Origin of the sequence: Halogeometricum borinquense DSM 11551, from assembly GCF_000172995.2 — an archaeon.
GTDB classification, from domain to species: domain Archaea; phylum Halobacteriota; class Halobacteria; order Halobacteriales; family Haloferacaceae; genus Halogeometricum; species Halogeometricum borinquense.
Genome location: NC_014729.1, coordinates 1,799,786 through 1,818,203, shown reverse-complemented (window position 1 = coordinate 1,818,203; position 18,418 = coordinate 1,799,786). Strand labels below are relative to the sequence as shown.

General features: G+C 62.5%; 14 protein-coding genes. 6 read left to right on the top strand and 8 right to left on the bottom strand.

Features of this window, described 5'->3' with window-relative positions; genetic code table 11:
* Position 1 precedes the first annotated feature (1 nt).
* The gene (locus tag HBOR_RS09100; protein ID WP_006057089.1) at positions 2–334 is read right to left on the bottom strand and encodes an FUN14 domain-containing protein; all 333 of its coding nucleotides are present in this window, start codon (positions 332–334) and stop codon (positions 2–4) included.
* Positions 335–611: 277 nt separating this feature from the next.
* Here HBOR_RS09100 and hflX point away from each other — a divergent pair, with 277 nt between their 5' ends.
* Positions 612–1,964, top strand: a complete 1,353-nt coding sequence (gene hflX / locus HBOR_RS09095; protein ID WP_006057090.1) for a GTPase HflX — start codon at positions 612–614, stop codon at positions 1,962–1,964.
* A 64-nt stretch (positions 1,965–2,028) separates the two neighbouring features.
* On the opposite strand, the gene HBOR_RS09090 is transcribed toward hflX, so the two are convergent.
* The 3 genes from HBOR_RS09090 to HBOR_RS09080 form a co-directional block, all read right to left on the bottom strand.
* Positions 2,029–5,058, bottom strand: coding sequence for a PGF-pre-PGF domain-containing protein (locus HBOR_RS09090; protein WP_241432433.1), 3,030 nt, complete (start codon positions 5,056–5,058; stop codon positions 2,029–2,031).
* A gap of 129 nt (positions 5,059–5,187) precedes the next feature.
* On the bottom strand, positions 5,188–5,721 hold the full coding sequence (gene moaC / locus HBOR_RS09085) for a cyclic pyranopterin monophosphate synthase MoaC (RefSeq protein WP_006057092.1): 534 nt from the start codon (positions 5,719–5,721) through the stop codon (positions 5,188–5,190).
* On the bottom strand, positions 5,718–7,148 hold the full coding sequence (locus HBOR_RS09080) for a bifunctional ADP-dependent NAD(P)H-hydrate dehydratase/NAD(P)H-hydrate epimerase (protein ID WP_006057093.1): 1,431 nt from the start codon (positions 7,146–7,148) through the stop codon (positions 5,718–5,720). The genes moaC and HBOR_RS09080 overlap by 4 nt, the downstream gene beginning before the upstream one ends.
* Positions 7,149–7,287: 139 nt before the next feature.
* On the opposite strand from HBOR_RS09080, the gene HBOR_RS09075 reads away from it, so the two are divergent.
* The 4 genes from HBOR_RS09075 (at position 7,288) to HBOR_RS09060 (ending at position 13,074) form a co-directional block, all read left to right on the top strand.
* Positions 7,288–8,469, top strand: a complete 1,182-nt coding sequence (locus tag HBOR_RS09075) for an MFS transporter (RefSeq protein ID WP_013440608.1) — start codon at positions 7,288–7,290, stop codon at positions 8,467–8,469.
* A 71-nt stretch (positions 8,470–8,540) separates the two neighbouring features.
* Positions 8,541–9,167 (top strand): ArsR/SmtB family transcription factor, encoded by a 627-nt coding sequence (locus HBOR_RS09070; RefSeq protein WP_006057095.1) that lies wholly within the window; start codon positions 8,541–8,543, stop codon positions 9,165–9,167.
* A 1-nt stretch (position 9,168) separates the two neighbouring features.
* Positions 9,169–10,644 carry a S8 family serine peptidase gene (locus HBOR_RS09065; RefSeq protein WP_241432434.1) on the top strand — a complete coding sequence of 492 codons (1,476 nt, stop codon included), beginning with the start codon at positions 9,169–9,171 and terminating at the stop codon, positions 10,642–10,644.
* 24 nt (positions 10,645–10,668) lie between these two features.
* Entirely contained in the window at positions 10,669–13,074 is a 2,406-nt protein-coding gene (locus HBOR_RS09060) for an ATP-dependent DNA helicase (RefSeq protein ID WP_006057097.1), read from the top strand.
* Between the two features lie 17 nt (positions 13,075–13,091).
* On the opposite strand, the gene HBOR_RS09055 is transcribed toward HBOR_RS09060, so the two are convergent.
* Positions 13,092–13,274: a DUF7576 family protein gene (locus HBOR_RS09055; RefSeq protein ID WP_006057098.1), complete on the bottom strand. Its 183-nt coding sequence runs from the start codon at positions 13,272–13,274 to the stop codon at positions 13,092–13,094.
* Positions 13,275–13,390: 116 nt separating this feature from the next.
* A complete protein-coding gene (locus HBOR_RS09050) occupies positions 13,391–14,764 on the bottom strand; it encodes a CRTAC1 family protein (RefSeq protein WP_006057099.1) in 1,374 nt (457 codons plus the stop codon).
* 178 nt (positions 14,765–14,942) lie between these two features.
* Here HBOR_RS09050 and HBOR_RS09045 point away from each other — a divergent pair, with 178 nt between their 5' ends.
* Positions 14,943–15,197: a DUF7511 domain-containing protein gene (locus HBOR_RS09045; protein ID WP_241432435.1), complete on the top strand. Its 255-nt coding sequence runs from the start codon at positions 14,943–14,945 to the stop codon at positions 15,195–15,197.
* Positions 15,198–15,262: 65 nt separating this feature from the next.
* On the opposite strand, the gene HBOR_RS09040 is transcribed toward HBOR_RS09045, so the two are convergent.
* Both HBOR_RS09040 and HBOR_RS09035 read right to left on the bottom strand, forming a co-directional pair.
* On the bottom strand, positions 15,263–16,519 hold the full coding sequence (locus HBOR_RS09040) for an RNA-guided endonuclease InsQ/TnpB family protein (protein WP_006057101.1): 1,257 nt from the start codon (positions 16,517–16,519) through the stop codon (positions 15,263–15,265).
* A gap of 148 nt (positions 16,520–16,667) precedes the next feature.
* Positions 16,668–18,389: a MutS-related protein gene (locus HBOR_RS09035; protein WP_006057102.1), complete on the bottom strand. Its 1,722-nt coding sequence runs from the start codon at positions 18,387–18,389 to the stop codon at positions 16,668–16,670.
* Positions 18,390–18,418: the final 29 nt, after the last annotated feature.

The following is an 18,418-nucleotide window of genomic DNA, read 5'->3' as shown; positions in this document are numbered from 1 at the left end:
GTTATCCCTTCTTGAAGCCGACGAGGAACCCGCCGGAGAAACCAGCGGAGATAGAGAGCGTCGAGAGGATCGTCGAAATCCAACTCGGCGGCGCTCCGGACGTGGCCGCTTCGGTACTCTTCATGAAGCCGTTAGTGAGTTTCTCCCAGTCTACGGCCAGTATGCCGCGCGATTCGAGGAATTTGAACAGTGCGAGCTCTAAGCCGATGATGACGGCGATTATCTTGGCGATTTTCTTCGCCGCAAAACCGATAATGCCGCCGATGACCGCACCACTCCCGAACTCCAATCCGAGCGAGGTGGGATCAAGCGACAGCTGTAACGGGTCGGGCATGACCGCACGTGGCGCGTCATCGGATATAATCTTTGTGCGAACGGACAGGTCCTGTTTCGTACTGGTCACCGAGGCGAACGGTACATGTGGCGTACGGGAACATACAAGTCCGAGTATGTGCAACCAAGACATGGTATATGATAACATGGTATGCAGCATAATCGAGGTGACAAACCGCCATCATCGTTGAGTCTTACCGAGTAGCGTTCAAGTGCCTCGGCGGCGTACGTCCTGCATCCGTGCAGGCGAAACACCAGACGACGACCGGGTGTATTCGATGAGCGACGGCACCAACGCTATCGTCGCAAAACGCGTCAACTCGGGCGAGTCGGCCGACCTCTCGGAGATAACTGACCTCGCGCGCGCCGCGGGATACGAAGTCGTCGGCACGCTCTCACAGTCCCGCAAGGAAGACGCCGCATTCCACTTCGGCGAGGGGAAAGTAGACGAACTGACCGCGCTCGTCGCCGAGACAGACGCCGCGGCGGTCATCGTAGACAATCGCCTCGGTCCATACCAGACGTACAACATCGGCGGCAAACTTCCCGAGGGCGTCGAAGTTATCGACCGATTCACGCTCATCTTAGAGATTTTCGGCCAACGAGCCAACACGCGAAAGGCGCAACTGCAGGTCGAACTCGCGGAACTCCGGTACGAACTTCCACGTGCGGAGGCGAAAGCGTCGCTCGCAAAGCGCGACGAACGACCGGGGTTCATGGGTCTCGGCGAGTACGACGAGTCGCGCGAACAGGATATCAAAAACCAGATTTCGCGCATCAAAAACGAACTCGACTCCATCGCCGAAAAGGAGGAGACACGGCGCGAACAACGCCGCGAGTCCGGGTTCGACCTCGTGGCCCTCGCCGGCTACACGAACGCGGGCAAATCCACCCTGATGCGCCGACTTGCCGAAGATCTGGAGGTCGGTGAGAACGAGGACCTGCACCCAGATTTGGATCCGACCGCCGAGTCCGAAGACCGCCTGTTCACGACGCTCGGAACGACGACGCGCCGCGCCGACACCGGAACGCGAGACGTTCTCCTCACCGACACTGTCGGATTCGTCTCAGACTTACCGCACTGGTTGGTCGAGTCGTTTAAATCGACGCTCGACTCGGTGTACCGCGCCGACTTGGTTCTGCTCGTCGTGGACGCCTCCGAACCGGTCGAAGAGATGCGGGACAAACTCGTCACCTGTCACGACACGCTGTACGAACGCAACGAAGCGCCCATCGTGACGGTGCTGAACAAAATCGACAAAGTCGATGCCGACGAACTCGGCCGGAAGATGGACGCGCTCCAGGCACTCGCACCGAACCCCGTCTCCGTCTCCGGGTTGACCGGCGAGAACGTCGGTGCGCTCGCCGATAGAATCGAGCGCGAACTTCCCGACTGGCGCGAGGAGCGACTGCTCCTTCCCATGTCCGACGATACGATGAGCCTCGTTTCGTGGCTGTACGACCACGGCAACGTCAAAAACGAGGCGTACGAGGGCGAGAACGTCCTCGTCGAGTTCGAGGCCCGCCCCGCAATCGTTGAGAAAGCGCGGGCGAAGGCCGCAGAGGTCCAAGCGGGCACGGACGGGGAGGCAGAAGCAGAGGCCGAACCCGACGGCGGGTATCAGACGTAGCGGCGCTATCGATCCTCCAGCGATTTTTCTCGGTTCGTGCGTGAAAAACAGCGACTCCCGAGTGTTATGCTCGGCGTCGCGCGAGGACGGCGACGGCCAGAAGCGCCGCGAAGGTCACGAGAGCGCCGAATCCGGGCGCGCCCGTACTTGTCTTCGTCGGGGACGCAGACGCCGTTTCAGTCTCGCTCGACTGCGGTGTCGATTCCTCGGTCGCCGTCGTCTCCGCAGCGGTCGTCTTCGTGTCCGTGTCGGCCGTCATCGACTTTTTCATACTCACTGCGAAGACGGAGAACCCCGGTGTCTCTGCAGCGTAGCGGTCGCCGCCCAAGTGAGTCGTCTCCAGCGTTTGCCACTCGCCGTCGTGGTACCGGTGGAGCGTCACGTCGTCGGACGACGTATTCGTTGCCGCCAGTTTCGCCGCCGGGACGGAGAACGTGATCGTCGCGTTCTCGATGTCGTCGTCGGTGGTTCCCGACACGTCGATAGAGAGGTAGCCGACGGCCTCGGCGTCGTCGGATTGACTCTCCAACTCGGGCGTCCCGTCGGGCACGGTGTCCGAATCGGAGACGTTGACGCCGAGCGAATCTGTGTCGTTACGCAGGTTCAAGTCGAGTCCGTTCACCGCCGGACGGTCGGAAGCGTTCGTCGCGCCCGCCGAATCGTTCTCCGTGGCGTTCTCACCGATATCGTCGCTGACGGACGTGTTGGACGTTGCGTTCTGTGCGTCCGTAGACTTGTTCGACAGACGGATGCGAACCGTCTCGTTCGCGGTGACGTTCTCGACCACCGCGGAACTGCTGCCGTCGGTGTTCTGGATTGCCGCCACTTCTTTGACCTCGCCGGTCAGTTCCGGCAGGAGGTCCGTCTCGTTCGATGCGTCGTCGGATTCGTTGGTTTCGGCGTCGTCGGTCGTTGTGGTTTCAGTTGTCGTGTCATCAGTTGAGTCGTCAGTCGTCGAGTCGTCGGTCGAATCGGTTGACGAGTCGTCATCGTCGTCCGAGTCGGACGAACTCGATGTATCGTCAGTGGATGAGTCGTCGCTGGAAGTGTCATCGTCTCCCGACGAACTGGTATCGTCGCCCGATGCGTCCGGACTGAGCGACACCTCCCCGCTGGAGTAGTGGATGTTCATCGAGATGTCGATGCTCCCGTCGTCGTTGCTCGTGGTCGTTATCGACCGCGACTGCCCTTGGTACGTCCCGGTGAGGTTGTCGGGATTGGAGACGCCCCACTGTCCGAGCATCGTACTCGGAATCGTCGCCTGGTAGATGCCGTCGTTCTGCGTGTCCGAGACGGTGTAGTGGGGTGCCGCGAGTTCGATGTTGATCGAGTCGTTGGCCTCGTCGTACCGCGGCGACCCGAACGTCTGCGCGTCCGTTGCGATGGTCATGTTCGTCATGTTCTGGTTGTACAACGCGTCCTCGTCGATGAACGAGATGGAGTACCAGAGCAGTTTGTCGTCCGCCTTGTCCTCCGAATCTGACAGCGAGTCCCAGTTGTCCAGACTGGGCGCGTTCGCCATGAACTGCGATTCGAGCGGTTGCGCGGCGATAGTGACGACGTAGTGTTCGGAGGTGTTCTGTACCGACCACGAGACGTTCCGCGCGTTGGCGATGACGAGCCCCGGATCGACCGAGTGGTTCAGGTGAACGACGACCTCGAAGCGGGAACTTTCGGTGAGACCGGTCGGCGCGAGGTCTTGGTCGGTACCGTTACGGAGTTCCACGGTCAGCATCCCGCCTGAATCGACCGACGTAGAGAGGGCCGTATTGTTGGCAGGTCCGGAAACGTGCGTCACCGAATCGACTGTCGCGGCCGGATACACCGTCGTCGTCCCGTAGCTCTCGTTGCCAAGATACGTCGTTCGCGTCCCCTCCGAGTACGACGCGGAGACGTTGTAGATCGTCTTCGTGTTCCCCGGCACGCTGACGAACTTCGAACCGACGGGGAACCGACTCGTCGCGTCGTCGAAGACGGAGATTTCGAACGACTCAGACGACGATCCGGTGTTGTTCAGCGTCACCGAGACGTTCTTGGCCGCCGATGCGACTGCCGTTGTGGGCGGCGTCACCGATTCGACCGTGACGTTCCCCCGCACGGAGACGTTGAGGACCGACTGCGCGACGACGAAGTCGGACGACGTGTTCCGCACGGCGACTTGTAGTCGCTTGTCGCCCGCCATCGACTGTTTCGGGAGACTCATCTGGACGGTGTCGTTGTCCACGAGCGACGTGTTCGTGTCGAGCGTCGTGGTGAAGTTCGATACCTCCAGTTTCGCATCAGCCGTGTCGATCTCGTCACCGAGGTCGTACGTCACATCGAACGTCCCGGATTGCCCGACGGGGAGTGTGACGTTCCCGGCCGAAACGGACGTGTAGGTGGATCCGCCCGAACCTGATCCGCCAGAGTCACCGACGGTCACTTCTGTCGATGGTTCGTCGTTGACGGTCAGGTTGTTGGTCGAATCGGAACTGTACGAGACGTTCAGTTCGACGTGCGTCTGCCCGTTCGCAGTGAGCGAAACGGTCGTGTTGTTGGCGTCGGCGATTGCGCTATCAGACTTGTAGACGCGAGTCGAGAAGTTCTGCTGTGACCCCACCGTGTTGTTGAGCGTGACGTTGACCGTCACCTCCTCGCCCGTTGCGGGCGTCGTCGTAGAGAGATTGTAGTCCTCGATTACGACCGGCGAGTTCGTCTCGACAACGGCCGCCGCCGAGGCGTTCGACGTGAGCGTACTCGTGTTCATAGCGATGACGCGAACCCGGTGATCGCCCCCCGGTAGCGACGCCGGAACCGTGAGATTCAGCGTGCCCTCTGTCTGTCCCGGCGCTGATTGGTTATACCGCGTCGTCCCGTTCCACAGTTCGAGTCGCACGTCCGCGGCGTCAATCTCACCTGTGAGATTATAGGCGACGGTGACGTTCGACGTCGAACCGACCGTTCTCGTCTCGGTCGTGACGTTCAAGCCCGGAGATTCCGGTGGAACCGTCGGCGTCTCCGCGGACGCAACACCGATGATTCCGGCAGGAAGACTCGCCAGAATCACCAGTGCCGCAACTGTTACTGTAACTACCCGTGTAGGATGCCCCTCCATGGACAGGCGTGGTGGTCATCCATTTATATAAATACCGAAAGGATATCATTTCTGATAACTATTGGATGATTTACGTATTGGGAACAGAACCGACGACAGGTACGTATCGGTGTCTTTGTCGTATTTCGATCACTCCTGGTGTTTCTCTTTTGACACCACTTGTACGTCGGAGATTTGCGTGTCGGGATACTGGCCGTCGTCGTCTTTCTCCGCCGCTTTCACCATGTCCCAGACGACGTTGAGGCCGGTGGTGACGCCCTCCAACGCTTCCATCTCACACCCTGTTTTCCCCGTCGTCTCGACGGTGACCGTGAGCGTCACACGCTCGTCGGCCACATCGAAGGTGGTTTCGACGTTCGTGATGGGTATTTGATGGCACATCGGGATGGTCTCCCACGTGTGCTTGACGGCCTGAATCGCGCCGATTCGCGCCGTCGCCAGCACGTCTCCCTTCCCAATTTGGTCGTCTCGAATCGCATCGACGGTCGATTCGGTGAGGTGAATCGTCCCCCGAGCGACGGCGCGGCGGCGGGTGTCGGGTTTCGAACCCACATCGACCATCTGGACGTTCCCCTCCTCATCCACGTGCGTCAAGTCCCGTTCGTCGCCGGTTCCGTCCTCGCTGTCGCCGTCAGCACCGCCGACCGGTGTCTCGTCGGTCATTCGTCCCTCCGGAGGGCCACGGGCAGACGGTCAACCAAGTCGGTAGCGAGGAGACCGTATCCGTTCTCCTCGACGGCGGCGTCGCCCGCTCTCCCGTTGGCGTACGCGCCGACGGCGGCCGCATGTCTGGCGTTGCGGACGCAGGCGAGTGCGCCCGTCGTTCCCGCAAGAACGTCGCCCGTGCCGCCGACGGTCATCCCCGGGTTCCCCGTCCGGTTGACGCGCGTCACCTCGCCGTCGGAGATGATGTCGTACGCACCCTTCACGAGGAGGACGTGTCCTAGTTCGGCGGCGAACGACTCGACGAGATCCGTCCGCTCGCGCCAGTCGTCCGCTGTCTTGCCGCCCATCTTCAACAGTTCGCCCTGGTGCGGCGTACAGACCAGCGTCGCGTCGGTGTCTACCTCGGGAACGACTTGGAGCGCGTCGGCGTCTACGACGGCGGTTCCCTCGTACGATTCGAGGAAGTCGGCCACTGCGTCGAGCGTGGCATCCTCGTCGCCGAGTCCGGGGCCGAAAACGACCACGTCGTGATCGGCCGCGAGTGCTGTGAGTCCATCGACGTGGGACGGTTGGAGATGATCGCCATCGAACGGACGGACGATGAGGTTCTCGCTGTAGCCTTGGATTTCGCGCGCGACCGACTTGGGACAGGCGACTCGCACGAGATCAGCACCCGCGCGGAGTGCGGCCTGCGCCGAGAGAGCAGGGGCACCGGTGTACGGCCCGCCACCGACGACGAGGACTTCGCCGTGGTCGCCTTTGTGACTCTGCGACCGTCGGGTGTGGTGCAAGTCACCGGGTCCGACGAACAGCTCCGCCGCCGCCGGAATACCGATGTCTGCAACGGTTACCGCAGCGTCCAGCGAAGCGAGTCCGGGCTTCTCGTCGTGGAACGTGACTACGCGGTCCGCATCGACAGCGACGCCCGCGGCTGTCCCCGTATCGGCGTCCACGCCGGAAGGTACATCAACCGCAACGACTGTCGCATCGAGGTCGTTCACCGCCTCGGCGGCCGTCGCCTCGGGTTCGCGGAGCGCGCCGGTGACCCCCGTGCCGAGCATCGCATCAACGACGACATCCGGGTCGCCCAGACCGAGCGCCTTCGAATCGGTCACGGTTCGGGTGTCGTACTCGGACGCTTCGAGCGCATCCCAGTTCTCGCGGGCGATATCCGTCGAAATCGTTTCTGGTCTGCCGAGGAGGTGGACGGTCACGTCGTAATCGTCCAAAAAGCGAACGGCAACGAACGCATCGCCGCCGTTGTTTCCGCGTCCGGCGACGACGGCCACCTGCGCGCCCGGGTCGGCGATGTCGCGGACGGCCCGAGCGACGGCGTTACCGCTCGACTCCATCAGTTGCTTCCGCGGTACGCCGAACGCCTCGGCGTTTTCGTCAACCGCGGCCATTCGGTCGCTCGTTATCATAGCCGGGCGTTCGTCGGGTGGCGTCGTAAATGGGGTGGCCTCGCGGTCGTCACACGGGTCCACCCACTTCACGTACATTTCCCACACACCGTTCGCCCCTTCCGATACCTTCCTCACGCCGGTTACCGAACCGACGGCCGTGACGCGACGACTGTTCGGGACGCTCTGTGGGTTAGTTTTCCTCGTCAACTTCGGACGGACGGCGTTCGCGCCGTTGGTCGAGACGTTCCAGAACCAACTCGGTGCCAGTCCGGAAGCGGTGGGACTGATGACGACGTTAGTGTGGGTCGGAACGGCGCTGCCGCGTATTCCGGTCGGCTACCTCCTCACGCATATCCCGCGCCACCGCGTCGTCCTCGGGACGGGCGCGCTTCTCACCGTTACCGCCGCGTTCACCGCCACCGCATCGTCGATCCGAACCGTGCAGGTCGGCGCGTTCGGCATCGGCCTCGCCTCGGGCGCGTACTTCGTCGCCGCCGTTCCGCTCGTCGGAGAACTCTATCCTGACGCCGTCGGGCGCGCGATTGGCGTCCACGGCACTGCGGCCCAACTCGCTGCCGTCGTCGCCGCACCGGTCGTTGTCACGTTCGTCGCTCTCGAAGACTGGCGCACCACGTTCTGGCTTCTCGCCGCCCTCGCGGCCGCCGTGACCGTCGTTCTCGCGTACACCGCTCGCGGCGTTGACGCGGTAGTTGAGACGGATACGGACCGCGACTTCCTCGGCGCACTCCGCCACTGGCGACTCATCTTCGTCGGCATGCTGATGATTTCGACTGCCGGGTTCGTCTGGCAAGGCCTGTTCAACTTCTACGTCTCCTACCTCGTCGATGCCAAGCCGTTCACGACGGCGCAGGCGAGTACGATGCTCACCGTCGTCTTCGCCGCGGGCGTCCCGGCATTCTGGCTCTCGGGGCGACTCGCGGACCGATTCCCGCGAGTCCCCTATATTCTCGTAACGCTCGCGGTCTACGTCGCCGCGCTGTTCGCACTCACAGAAGTCAGTGGATACGCCCCTGTTCTCGTCGTGACCGCCGTTCTCGGCTACACAATCCACAGCCTGTTTCCGGCGCTGGATTCGTGGGTACTCGACACGCTTCCCGCGGCGGTCCGAAGCAGTGCGTACGCCGTCTTCAGCGGCGTTTCACTCCTGCTCGAAGCGAGCGGGAGCGGCGTCGTCGGCTTTCTTACCGGATACGGGTACGCCTTCGATACGGTGTTTCGAACGTTCGCGTTCTGTCTGGCTGGCGTCGTCGCAGTTCTAACACTGCTCTACGTGACCGGTCAGATTCCGGGAACAACCCGTCGAGCGTCGGCGATCTGACCTATGCGAGTATGTTACACTGCGGTGTTACGTCCGAAATGTTTACTACTGACACGACAGAACGGATGTGCATGGCCGGGTTGCTACCGTCTGACGCGGGCGTCACCGACGCGAGCGGAGATGCGGACGCCGATGGTGACCTTCGGGTCCTCTCGCTTGAGGACGACGAGGCGGAGCAACTCATTGGGTGTCTTTCCTCGGACACCGCACGCGACACATTCGCTGCCCTCCAGCGCGAGCCCTCCACGGCGTCGGAACTCGCCGATACCGTCGATACCTCCCTCCAGAATATCCGACACCATCTCGACAATCTCAGAAACGCGGGACTCGTACGCGTCGCCGATACGCGTTATTCCGTGAAGGGACGCGAGATGAAGGTGTACGCTCCGACACAGGACTCTCTCGTCGTCTGTGTCAGCGGAACACAGGACAAGGACTCGGTTCTCGACGGATTGGGCAAGTACGTCGGTGCGGGGGCGGCACTGCTGGTCTCCGCACTTGCCGTCCAGACACTGTTCGGCGCTGGCGTGACAGACCTCGGTGGCCCGGAGACGACGCCGCGCGTGATTGACGGCGTCGGCAGCGGGGCGGAGCCACTGCTGGGCCTCCTCCCGCCGGGCGTCGCTTTCCTCGGCGGTGGCTTGCTCGTCCTCGGCGTTTTCCTCGCCGTTCGCGCGTATCAATCGCGCGTGGAGTGAGATGAGGCATCCTCGCGGACAGGCGACAGTCGTGGTCGTGACCGTTCTTCTGCTCATATCGACCGCAGTACCGGTGAGTGTCTTCCTCACCGGCGGTACTATCGACCCGACGACGGGTGATGACGTGCCGACGATAGACACGTCGGCTACGGCGGATGCTCCCGAAGGGCGTGAGGCGCGCGCAAGAGAGCGAATCCGCAAACGAATCAACGTAGTGGATCAGTACGACGCCCTCCGATCTGTCGGTGCGTTCGAGGCACACACGAACGGCATCACAGGAGAAGGCGTCACCGTCGGCATCGTGGGCAAGTCGTTCGACACCGACGCCAAGACAATCGCGAGTCACGTCGCTGACGACAGACGATTCGGTGGACGGCGGCGGTCTCACAGAGATACGTCCCACGGCACCGCCGTTGGTGAAATCGTTACCAGTACCGCTCCCAAGTCAGAACTCTACCTCGCCGCCATCGGCTCGGAACCGACGCCCGAGCGATATCACGAGGCAGTCCGCTGGTTGATCGAACACGACGTTGACGTTATCGTAGACTCTGGAAGTTACTTCCCCAAGACCATGAGTGCCTCCGCGAACCTGTCGCAGACGGCGCAGTACGCCATCGACCACGACGTTATCTATGTCACCTCTGCCGGAAACTACGCCGGACACCACTGGTCCGGCACCGGCACCGAATCGGGATGGGTCAACTTCTCCGACGATGGACAGGCCAACGCTCTCGGTACTGGTCCCATCTCGGGGCAGGTGTCGATCCGCGCCCAGTGGGACTCCCCTGCCGACTACGATCTGTATCTGTACCGCGACCTACCGGGGTCCGACGACCCGGTCGTTGCGAAGTCAGTTCGACGGTCGTACGGCGGTATGGAGGCGATAGACGTCGTCGTTCCTGAAGGACACTACTACGTCGCCATCTACGCACGCAGCGGCATCGCTGACCCGGGAACGGTACAGTTATTCTCGGCGCGACATCGGCTGTCGAACACTGATCCGAGAGGAAGCGTCGTCGCTCCGACCACCGGGAAAGGTATCATCACCGTCGGCGCACTCGGGCCGAACGGAAGTGTCCGGTCGTACAGTTCGCTCGGTGCGGACGGGACAGTCGATCTCTCGGCACCCGATGGGGTCGAAACCGACTCCAGCGGCGCGTTCTACGGGACCTCGGCTGCGACGCCGTTCGTCGGCGGTGCGGCCGCACTCGTCGCCTCGCAGGGCAACCTCACGCCCGCCCAAACCGAGTACATTCTCGAACAAACGAGTCGAGAAGAGGGGCTGAACGCGTACGCTGCGGCGTCGGCCGCCTCCCGGCCGTTCGATGTTCCCGAATCGACCGTGACCGGTTCGCCCGGAAGCGAAGACGCCGCGGGATCTACCGTAGCTCACTCCAGAGAGGCGGGGTGGACTGACGGTATCGGGACGAACGTAACCATCCCGAAGAGCGACACCGAACGAACGTTCAAATACTGAAGCGCGGCCATCACCGACATCCCTATGACTACCGCGGCGGGAGTGAAATCCGTGAACTGGCAGGCCGTGTTCGGCCACCCCGAACCCTACCCCGAACAAGCCGACGGCATCGAAGCGGCGATTGACGCCGCCGAGGACGACGGCTTCCTCGTCGTGGAGGGAGCGTGCGGGACTGGAAAGACGATGCTCGCGCTCACGGCCGGAATCGACAGGGTCCGCGACCCGGACTCCGACTACGAGCGAGTGTTCGTCCTGACGAGCGTCAAGCAACAACTCAGGCAGTTCGAGAAGGATCTGCGAACGATCAACGAGAATCTGCCCGAGGATTGGAACCCAGTCTCTGGATTGACGTTAGTCGGAAAGTCCGATGTGTGTCCGTACAGTCGAGAGAACGTCGCCGGAATCGACGACACCACCGTCTACGACCGCTGTGAGGGTTTGCGAGAACGGACGCGAAATCTCGTCGGTGATGGCGGCCTCACCTCAACAGGCAAGCTTGTGAAAGAGGCGCGCGCCGCACAGACCGGCCTCCTCGACACCGGTTCGTCTGGCGGCGGGCCGACCTATCTTGAGACAGCGGGCGAGCCGACGCCGTACCTCCCCGAAACGACCGAGTACGAGGACACCGAGTACTGTCCGTTCTACGCGACGTTTCTGGACGACTTACCCGAGGATGGCGACCCGATAGAAGCCGTTCCGTTCGACGTGACCGAGTTGGGTCTCGTCGATACCGAGGAGCTTGTTCGCCTGTCGGCGGGCTACGGCACCTGTCCGCACTCCGTGATGGGTGCCGTGCTGCCGCACGTCGAAGTCGTCGTCGGCAACTACTACCACGCGTTCGACCCAACTACCGTCGGATCGTTCACGGGCGCACTCGCAGACGACTCCACATTCGTCGTCTGCGACGAGGCGCACATGCTCGAACCGCGCGTCCGCGAACTCGTCAGTGACGGCGTCGGCGACGCCACCCTGCGCGACGCGGAGAACGAACTCACGCGCGTCATCCAGCCCGTCGAGTTCGACGACAGCGGGAAGGGGACCGAGGACGCCGAACTCGTCCGCGGCGAACTCGAAGACGCCGACGTGATGCTTCGAGAACTGAAGGAGACACGCGACTTCGTTCGGGACGTGCGCGAGGAACTCGACCGGCGAGTGACGGCGTACTTAGACCGGACGATGCCGGACTGGCGTGCCGATCTGACGCGACTGGAGGACGACGAGATACCGCTCCGCGACCCCGAAGAGCCCGCCACGGACGAGTTGACAGAGTGGGCGGAATCGGAAGGATACGACGAGGGGGCATGGGTGCGCGCCGAAACGGTCGGTGCCGTCGCCGCCCGTATTCTGAACAGTGCCGAAGACGAGGACAAACGCCGCGCCGCGCCCGCCGTCGGGCGGATGCTTGCAAACTGGGCGCGCACAGATCATACGTCGTTCTTCCGCGAAATCGAACTCGACCGGACGTGGGACGAGACGGCGCGAGAGAACTCGTGGCGACGAGCGTACAACGCGCATCTCGCACTTCACAACTGTCTCCCCGGCGACGCCATCGCCGAGCAACTGGGCGAGTTCGGCGGGGGCGTTCTCATGTCCGCGACGTTGGAGCCACTCGACGTATTCCGCGAGGTATCGGGCCTGAATGCGCTCGAAGCCGACGGACGGCCCGTGGTCGAACGGACGTACGGACTCGGATTCCCCGAGGAGAATCGCGCGTCGTTCGCCGTAGACGTTCCCAAATTCACCTACGAAAATCGCGGGGCACCGGGCGAAGACAACGAGACGCGACGGGCGTACGTGGACGCCTGCGCCGAGATCTCCCGGTCGCCGGGCAACGTTCTCGTCGGGATGCCGAGTTACGCCGAGGCCGAGTGGATGGCGGGGGAACTCGACACTCGACTGTCAAAGACTGTGCTCTTAGACGAATCTTCCGACGACGGCGCGACAGAACGCCTGAAAGCCGACTTCTTCGGCGGCGAGGAGAAAGTGCTTGTGACGAGTCTGCGCGGAACGCTCACCGAAGGCGTAGATTATCGCGGCGACAGGCTCTCGGCCGCCGTCGTCTGCGGCGTCCCCATCATCAACACGTCGAGTCCGCGAACGCGGGCCGTGAAAACAGCGTACGACCGGGAGTTCGGGAACGTTCCTGCGAGCGATTCGAGCGGGAGCCCGCGGGGCGCGTCAGCGTCACGCGATGGATTTGAGGCTGCTCTCACCGTCCCGGCCGTCAGGAAAGCCCGACAAACGATCGGGCGCGTCATCCGCGGTAGTGAGGAAGTCGGCATCCGTGCGTTGGTCGATGCACGCTACGCACGAGACTCGTGGAACAGCGTCCGCGAGTACCTCCCCGAGAGCGAGCGAGAAGAGTTCTCGCCGGTCAGTTCGGACATGCTCCGGTTCGGCGTGGATCGGTTCTGGTCGTCCGTGGACTGACATCCTCCCACGGGTAATTACTCACCGTACTCGTCGCGGCAGTCGTCCGAACAGAAGTGCCGATATTTGACCTGTTCGTCTTCGACCCACGTGACGACGCGGTGCGTCGCGGATTGGATAATCGGTTCATCGCAGTTCGAACACGACGGGGCGTCGGATTCGTCGATATCCTCCCCGAGGTTAGAGGTCGGGTCTACCATCTCTCCACGATGAAAACAGCCGAACGCACTTCACTCCGACTCAGGTGGCGGAACTTGCCTCGCGCGTCGTAGTCGTTGGGGCGGGCGTCAACTCCGACTCATCGGCCGCCCAGCGGTCAGTTTCGGTTCGCTGGATGCGTGATCGTGAGTTCCGACTCCGGTTCGGGTGCCTCAACAGTTCGCGCACGCCCGTCGGGCCAGCGAACCGTGACCGTTCGGGGCGTCGAAAACGGCGCAGTGTCGCCGCCGAGACCGAAGTGTGCGACTGGTTCGGTCTGGCAGAGATAGCCCGACCCGCCGCAGATCAGACGCGTCTGCGTGTCACGGTCGGTTCGGAGTGTCACGACGGCGTTACGGGCGGGCGCGCGGTGTTCGGTCAGCGGACGAATCCGGAGCCACGCGTTCTCGTTCCGGACAGCGTACAGTGACAGCGGTTGTGAGTCGAGTTCGCCGTGGACGACGAGCAGTTCCAACGTCCCATCGCCGTCCATATCACAGACGGTTGCGCCAGTTCCGAGACCGCGCGGTTCGGTCGCCGCACCGGGGTCGCAGGCGACCCACGCACCCTCTCGGCGGCGGAGCAGTCGGTTCGGAGCACCCATCACGTTGGAAAACACCTCACAGGACCCGTCGTTATCGAAATCGGCAGCGAGAACTGTCCGGGTGCGTGACGGGGCCATCCACTCATCGGGCGCAACGTCCACGAACTCACTGCCCCGGCGTTCGAGGATGTGGTTCGGTCCCTCCCAGTTTCCGATGACGAGGTCGAACTGGCCGTCGCCGTCGGGGTCTACGAGGGCGACGCCGCGGGCGTGTTCGCCCGGCGCTTCGAGACCGAAATTGGGGGCGACATCGGAGAAGTGCCCGCGTTCGTTACGCAGGAGATAGTTCGGTCCGCGCTCGTTGCCGACGAACACGTCCGTTCGCTCCGTAACGATCGGACCGGGAACGAGCGAACGGGCACCGGTGAGAAAGTCGATGCCAATCTCTGCGGCCATGTCAGTTACCTCGCCGTTGTCCCCGAGTTCGTAGAACCGCATGGGTGCACCGTAGCAAGCCAAAAGCAAGCCGTATCGGCCCGTTCCGAGACGGTCAACGGCGGCGACAGACCGCCCCGCGCGGACGTTATCGCGCCCGTCGTTGACGGGAAGTGCAAAGATGTCGCGCCATCCGTTCGGTGTCGGGTCGAACAGTCGGTCTCGCTCCGAGGCGATACCACCGTAGGTGTCGGTGTTGTGGACGTACACTTCCTCGACACCGTCGGCGTCAATATCGGCGGCGACGACCCCCAGCGCGTGCCCGGTCCGGTCCGCGAGCGCGTCCGGCGTCACGTCGGAGACACCACCGCCGTCTTTGGGGGCGAAAACGCGGTTCTCGGTGCCGTATCCGCTGACGAAGATGAGGGTTCGATCAGGTCCCGCAACGACGGCCGCTCCGTACCCCTTGAACGGTTGTCTATCGGGAAGGTGTTCGGAGCGGTTCTCGAACATACCACCTCTCGGCGATGGATGCCGAAAAACGTCCGGGTCAAAGCTCGCCCGACGAACGGAGATGCCCGTTCACAGACAGGGACATATCTGTCTACCCGATATAGAGGTCTAATTATACAACTCAGAGACTATTGAGTTGACTTAGCAGAGGTTATGTGTTGGAGGGGAGGAGTTCGAGATGAGGACGCTCATGTCCGACTCACCCGCCACTCCACAGGGTTCACCCGAACCGTGGTCAACGACCGACGCCGAAACGAGTCAGTTTCGGGAAATCGACGGCCGAGACTACGAACTTCACAGCGTTGTCGTCCAGTACGACGGCAGCCCCGACCGGTGTACGGTCTATCCGCGCCGGAGCCACTGTCTTGACCGGATGTCGGCGTGGTTGTCCGCCGACCACGACGCGTTCGTCGGTCTCAAGGAGATGCGTTAGTCGCCAGTCACGTCAGTTGACATCCTCCTCCGGCTTCAGCCGGAGGAATCCCGAGCGTTGGGATATTACGGTTTGCAGACTCCTTGTTCTCTCGGTGTGAACCGTCCGCTCTCGCGGTCGAACAGGAAGACTCCGGGCTGTGCCAACCAGCCGTTACTCATATCCCCTGTCGGGGGACTCTGAGTTATCCTTCTGCGGATGTTCACTGCACCGTTCACGTCCGCATTCATCGTCGTCTCACACGACGAACAGACGTACAGCCCGCGCTCCATGCGGTTACTATCCCGGATCTTCCCGCAACACGAACACGTCTTGCTCGTGTTCTCCTCGTCTACGCGGTCAACGAGGATGCCGTGTTCCTCGGCCTTGTATTCGAGCAGGCGAGTGAAGCGGTCGAACTCCCATCCGTGGAGTTTCTTGTTTCCCGACGCACCCCAGTTCCGCGAGTCGCCGTTCTCATCCTCGCGTATGTCACTGAGGTCGCCAACTGCGATCTTCTCCACACCCTCTTCGACACACCGTTCAACGATGTGTTTGCTGAGGGTGTGGAGGAAGTGGTCTTTGCGTCGGGAGAGTCTCTGTCGAGCCTTCCGCGCACGCTTTGAGGGGCTGTTCTCGCCTTCGGTCTGGTACTCCTCGCGGGTGAAGTAGTGCTTGTCCTCTTTCAGCACGTTCCCCGGATACAGTTCGTTCGCCCCGTCTTCGTAGTCGATGGCGAGGTAGTTGCTGATACCGAGGTCGATCCCCGCCGTGTTGTCGCCCGGCGCGGTCTCGACTGGAATCTCGACCTTGCAGACGAGGTGAAGTACCCACTCGTCGCCGTTCCAGACGCCACGCACTTGTTGGATGTTCTCCACCTGTACGTCGGGTCGAGTTTCGTACTCTGCGAGGATGAAGTCAGACCGTCCGTCTTTCAGGTTGAAGCCTTTCGAGAGACGGAGCTGGCCGTGCTTGTCGTCGTGCTTGATGGCCCGTTTCTTCCACGTGACGGTGGAGCGCGGGTGGTCGTCGCCACATTTCCGGTAGCCCGGTGGGTTGTTGCCGTCGTCGGAGTTGTACCAGCCAGTGAACGCCTCAGCAAGTTCTTCGAGAACTCGCTGACTTGACTGAGAATGCAGGTCACTGTAGCGTTCGTGGTCTTTCAACTCCGACTTCAGTTCGGCTTCGTCAGGTATCTCACCGTCCTCATCCCATCGGCCTTGGATATAGTAGCGTCCGACGTTCCACAGTTTCGAGGCTGAGAACCCGCACTGGTCGAGATCGTCACGAACCTGCTGGTGGTTCGTGATTCGGGCGACGTAGGTGCGGGTCGTCTCCAGCATCGAACTGGCCTTATAACACGTTATGAGGGAGTTATTATTAAAACCAACGACCGGGCATGGAATATCCGGCTGGAATGTCGTCGGTGTATTTCCGGTCAGAATGTCGGATTCATCCCGCGCCTAAAGGCGCGGGTATTCTCCTTGTTCTTTATAACGTCTGCTGGATCGCCTCTTCGCCGACTGCGGCCGCAAGCGCCTCGAATCCCTGTCGTTCGGCGCGGTCGCGTGCGTTGGCGACGAGACGGGAGACGATGAACTCCGGTGTGGACTTGCCAACAGTACCAAAGCGCGGTTGATAATCCACGCGAAGCGCCAACTCTTCTGTCAAGCCCTCCGCGAAGATGCCGTCGATGCGCGCCTCGTCTGGGAGCGGACTCAGTTCGTCCGCGAGGTGGGTCACGTACACGCCGAGTGCGTCCTGCCGCACCGTCAGCGAGACGAGCCCGTTCAACAGGTCCGCCGCCCGGCCGGGTTCGGTAATGGCTTCGAACTCATCGACGAGCATCAGCGTTCGGCCGCCGGAGGCAAGCGGCGGGACAATAGATTTCAACGTCGATTCGAGGACGCCAGCGTTGAAACTCGCGTGGCGTCGATGGAAGACAATCGTGTCGAAGTCGCCGACCTCTGCCGACTCGGCGGGGACGGGCAGACCCATGGACGCGAGCAACACCACTTGACAGAGCGTCTCCAGAAGCGTCGTCTTCCCGCCGGAGTTCGCACCGGTCAGGACGGCGACGCGGTCGCCGGAGGGAGGAGTGAGCGTCCCACTGTCGAGTTCGTGCGCACCGACGGCGTACGAGACTGGATCAACGTCGCCCGAGAGCGTGAGATTCCGTGCCCCGACAACGGCTACGCCGTCGGAAACGAGCGTCGGACGCGTGAGGTCGTACTCCGCGGCGAATCGACCGAGTGACAGCTCGAAGGCGATGTCGGAGACGGCGGTGACCGCGGCGTCCACGTCCGCTCTGGCGGCTTCTACGTCTGCCCGTAAATCCGCTGCGACGCTCTCTTCTCGCGCATCCACGTCGGCTTCGAGTTCTTCGACCAGCGTTCTGAGCGTCGTCGAAGCGAAGTCCGCCTCGTCGTAGGCGTCGCCTGTCGTCGCTGCTTCGATCCGTCCCCGTCGGAGACCGGACTCCTCGGCGACGTACTCGACGAAGGCCGACTGGAACTCATCGAGACTGCGGACGCCACGCGACCGAACGGATTCGAGGACGTCCAGCGCGCCGTTCTCCAGTTCGCGGACGGCATCGAGTTTGTCACGAAGGCGGTCGAGTTCGTCGTCTGCGCCCGCCGCGACAGAGCCATCGCTTTCGACGTAGCCGAGGGCACCCGCGGCATCGCGGAGTGCGTCGTCGTCCACGCCGTCGAGGGCGTCGAACGTCGTCCCGCGAAGCCCCGCCTCACGGAGCGAGAGGGCGGCTTCGACGGCCGCACGGTCTGTTCCGCCCGCCTCGTCGTAGCGGTCGAAGGCGTCGAGGACGGCTGTCTTCGCGTCTTCGTCGAGTGACGACCACGCCTCGCGCGCGTCGAGCACGTCGTCCAGTCGCTCTTCTCGCGCTTCGACGTGTTCTAACGGCGTAAGAACGCGAATTCGGTCGGAAGCGTGGTCAGTGACGGCGTACTCGCTGGCCAGCGTCAACAAGTCGTCGTACACCTCGTGAACGTCTCGGGTCCCGAGCGCGTCCATCCCGGTCGCACCGTTGGCCCGACGGAGAATACGAACCGCTCGCCCACGAGGCAGACCCGCGTCAGCGAGCGTTCTGATGTCGGCACCTTCGATGGCTTCGACGGCCCGTTCGACGCCGAGCGTCTCGCGGAGTCGTTCGCTCGTCTTCGGACCGACCCCCCAGTAGTCCTGCAGTCGCATACGGGCACGTCGTCGGGCGGTGCCTTGTA

Bases quoted from the DNA above. Each gene is read 5' to 3' on its own strand.
- HBOR_RS09100 (WP_006057089.1), bottom strand. From the start codon at position 334: ATGCCCGACCCGTTACAGCTGTCGCTTGATCCCACCTCGCTCGGATTG.
- hflX (WP_006057090.1), top strand. From the start codon at position 612: ATGAGCGACGGCACCAACGCTATCGTCGCAAAACGCGTCAACTCGGGC.
- HBOR_RS09090 (WP_241432433.1), bottom strand. From the start codon at position 5,058: ATGGAGGGGCATCCTACACGGGTAGTTACAGTAACAGTTGCGGCACTG.
- moaC (WP_006057092.1), bottom strand. From the start codon at position 5,721: ATGACCGACGAGACACCGGTCGGCGGTGCTGACGGCGACAGCGAGGAC.
- HBOR_RS09080 (WP_006057093.1), bottom strand. From the start codon at position 7,148: ATGATAACGAGCGACCGAATGGCCGCGGTTGACGAAAACGCCGAGGCG.
- HBOR_RS09070 (WP_006057095.1), top strand. From the start codon at position 8,541: ATGGCCGGGTTGCTACCGTCTGACGCGGGCGTCACCGACGCGAGCGGA.
- HBOR_RS09065 (WP_241432434.1), top strand. From the start codon at position 9,169: ATGAGGCATCCTCGCGGACAGGCGACAGTCGTGGTCGTGACCGTTCTT.
- HBOR_RS09060 (WP_006057097.1), top strand. From the start codon at position 10,669: ATGACTACCGCGGCGGGAGTGAAATCCGTGAACTGGCAGGCCGTGTTC.
- HBOR_RS09055 (WP_006057098.1), bottom strand. From the start codon at position 13,274: ATGGTAGACCCGACCTCTAACCTCGGGGAGGATATCGACGAATCCGAC.
- HBOR_RS09050 (WP_006057099.1), bottom strand. From the start codon at position 14,764: ATGTTCGAGAACCGCTCCGAACACCTTCCCGATAGACAACCGTTCAAG.
- HBOR_RS09045 (WP_241432435.1), top strand. From the start codon at position 14,943: ATGAGGACGCTCATGTCCGACTCACCCGCCACTCCACAGGGTTCACCC.
- HBOR_RS09040 (WP_006057101.1), bottom strand. From the start codon at position 16,519: ATGCTGGAGACGACCCGCACCTACGTCGCCCGAATCACGAACCACCAG.
- HBOR_RS09035 (WP_006057102.1), bottom strand. From the start codon at position 18,389: ATGCGACTGCAGGACTACTGGGGGGTCGGTCCGAAGACGAGCGAACGA.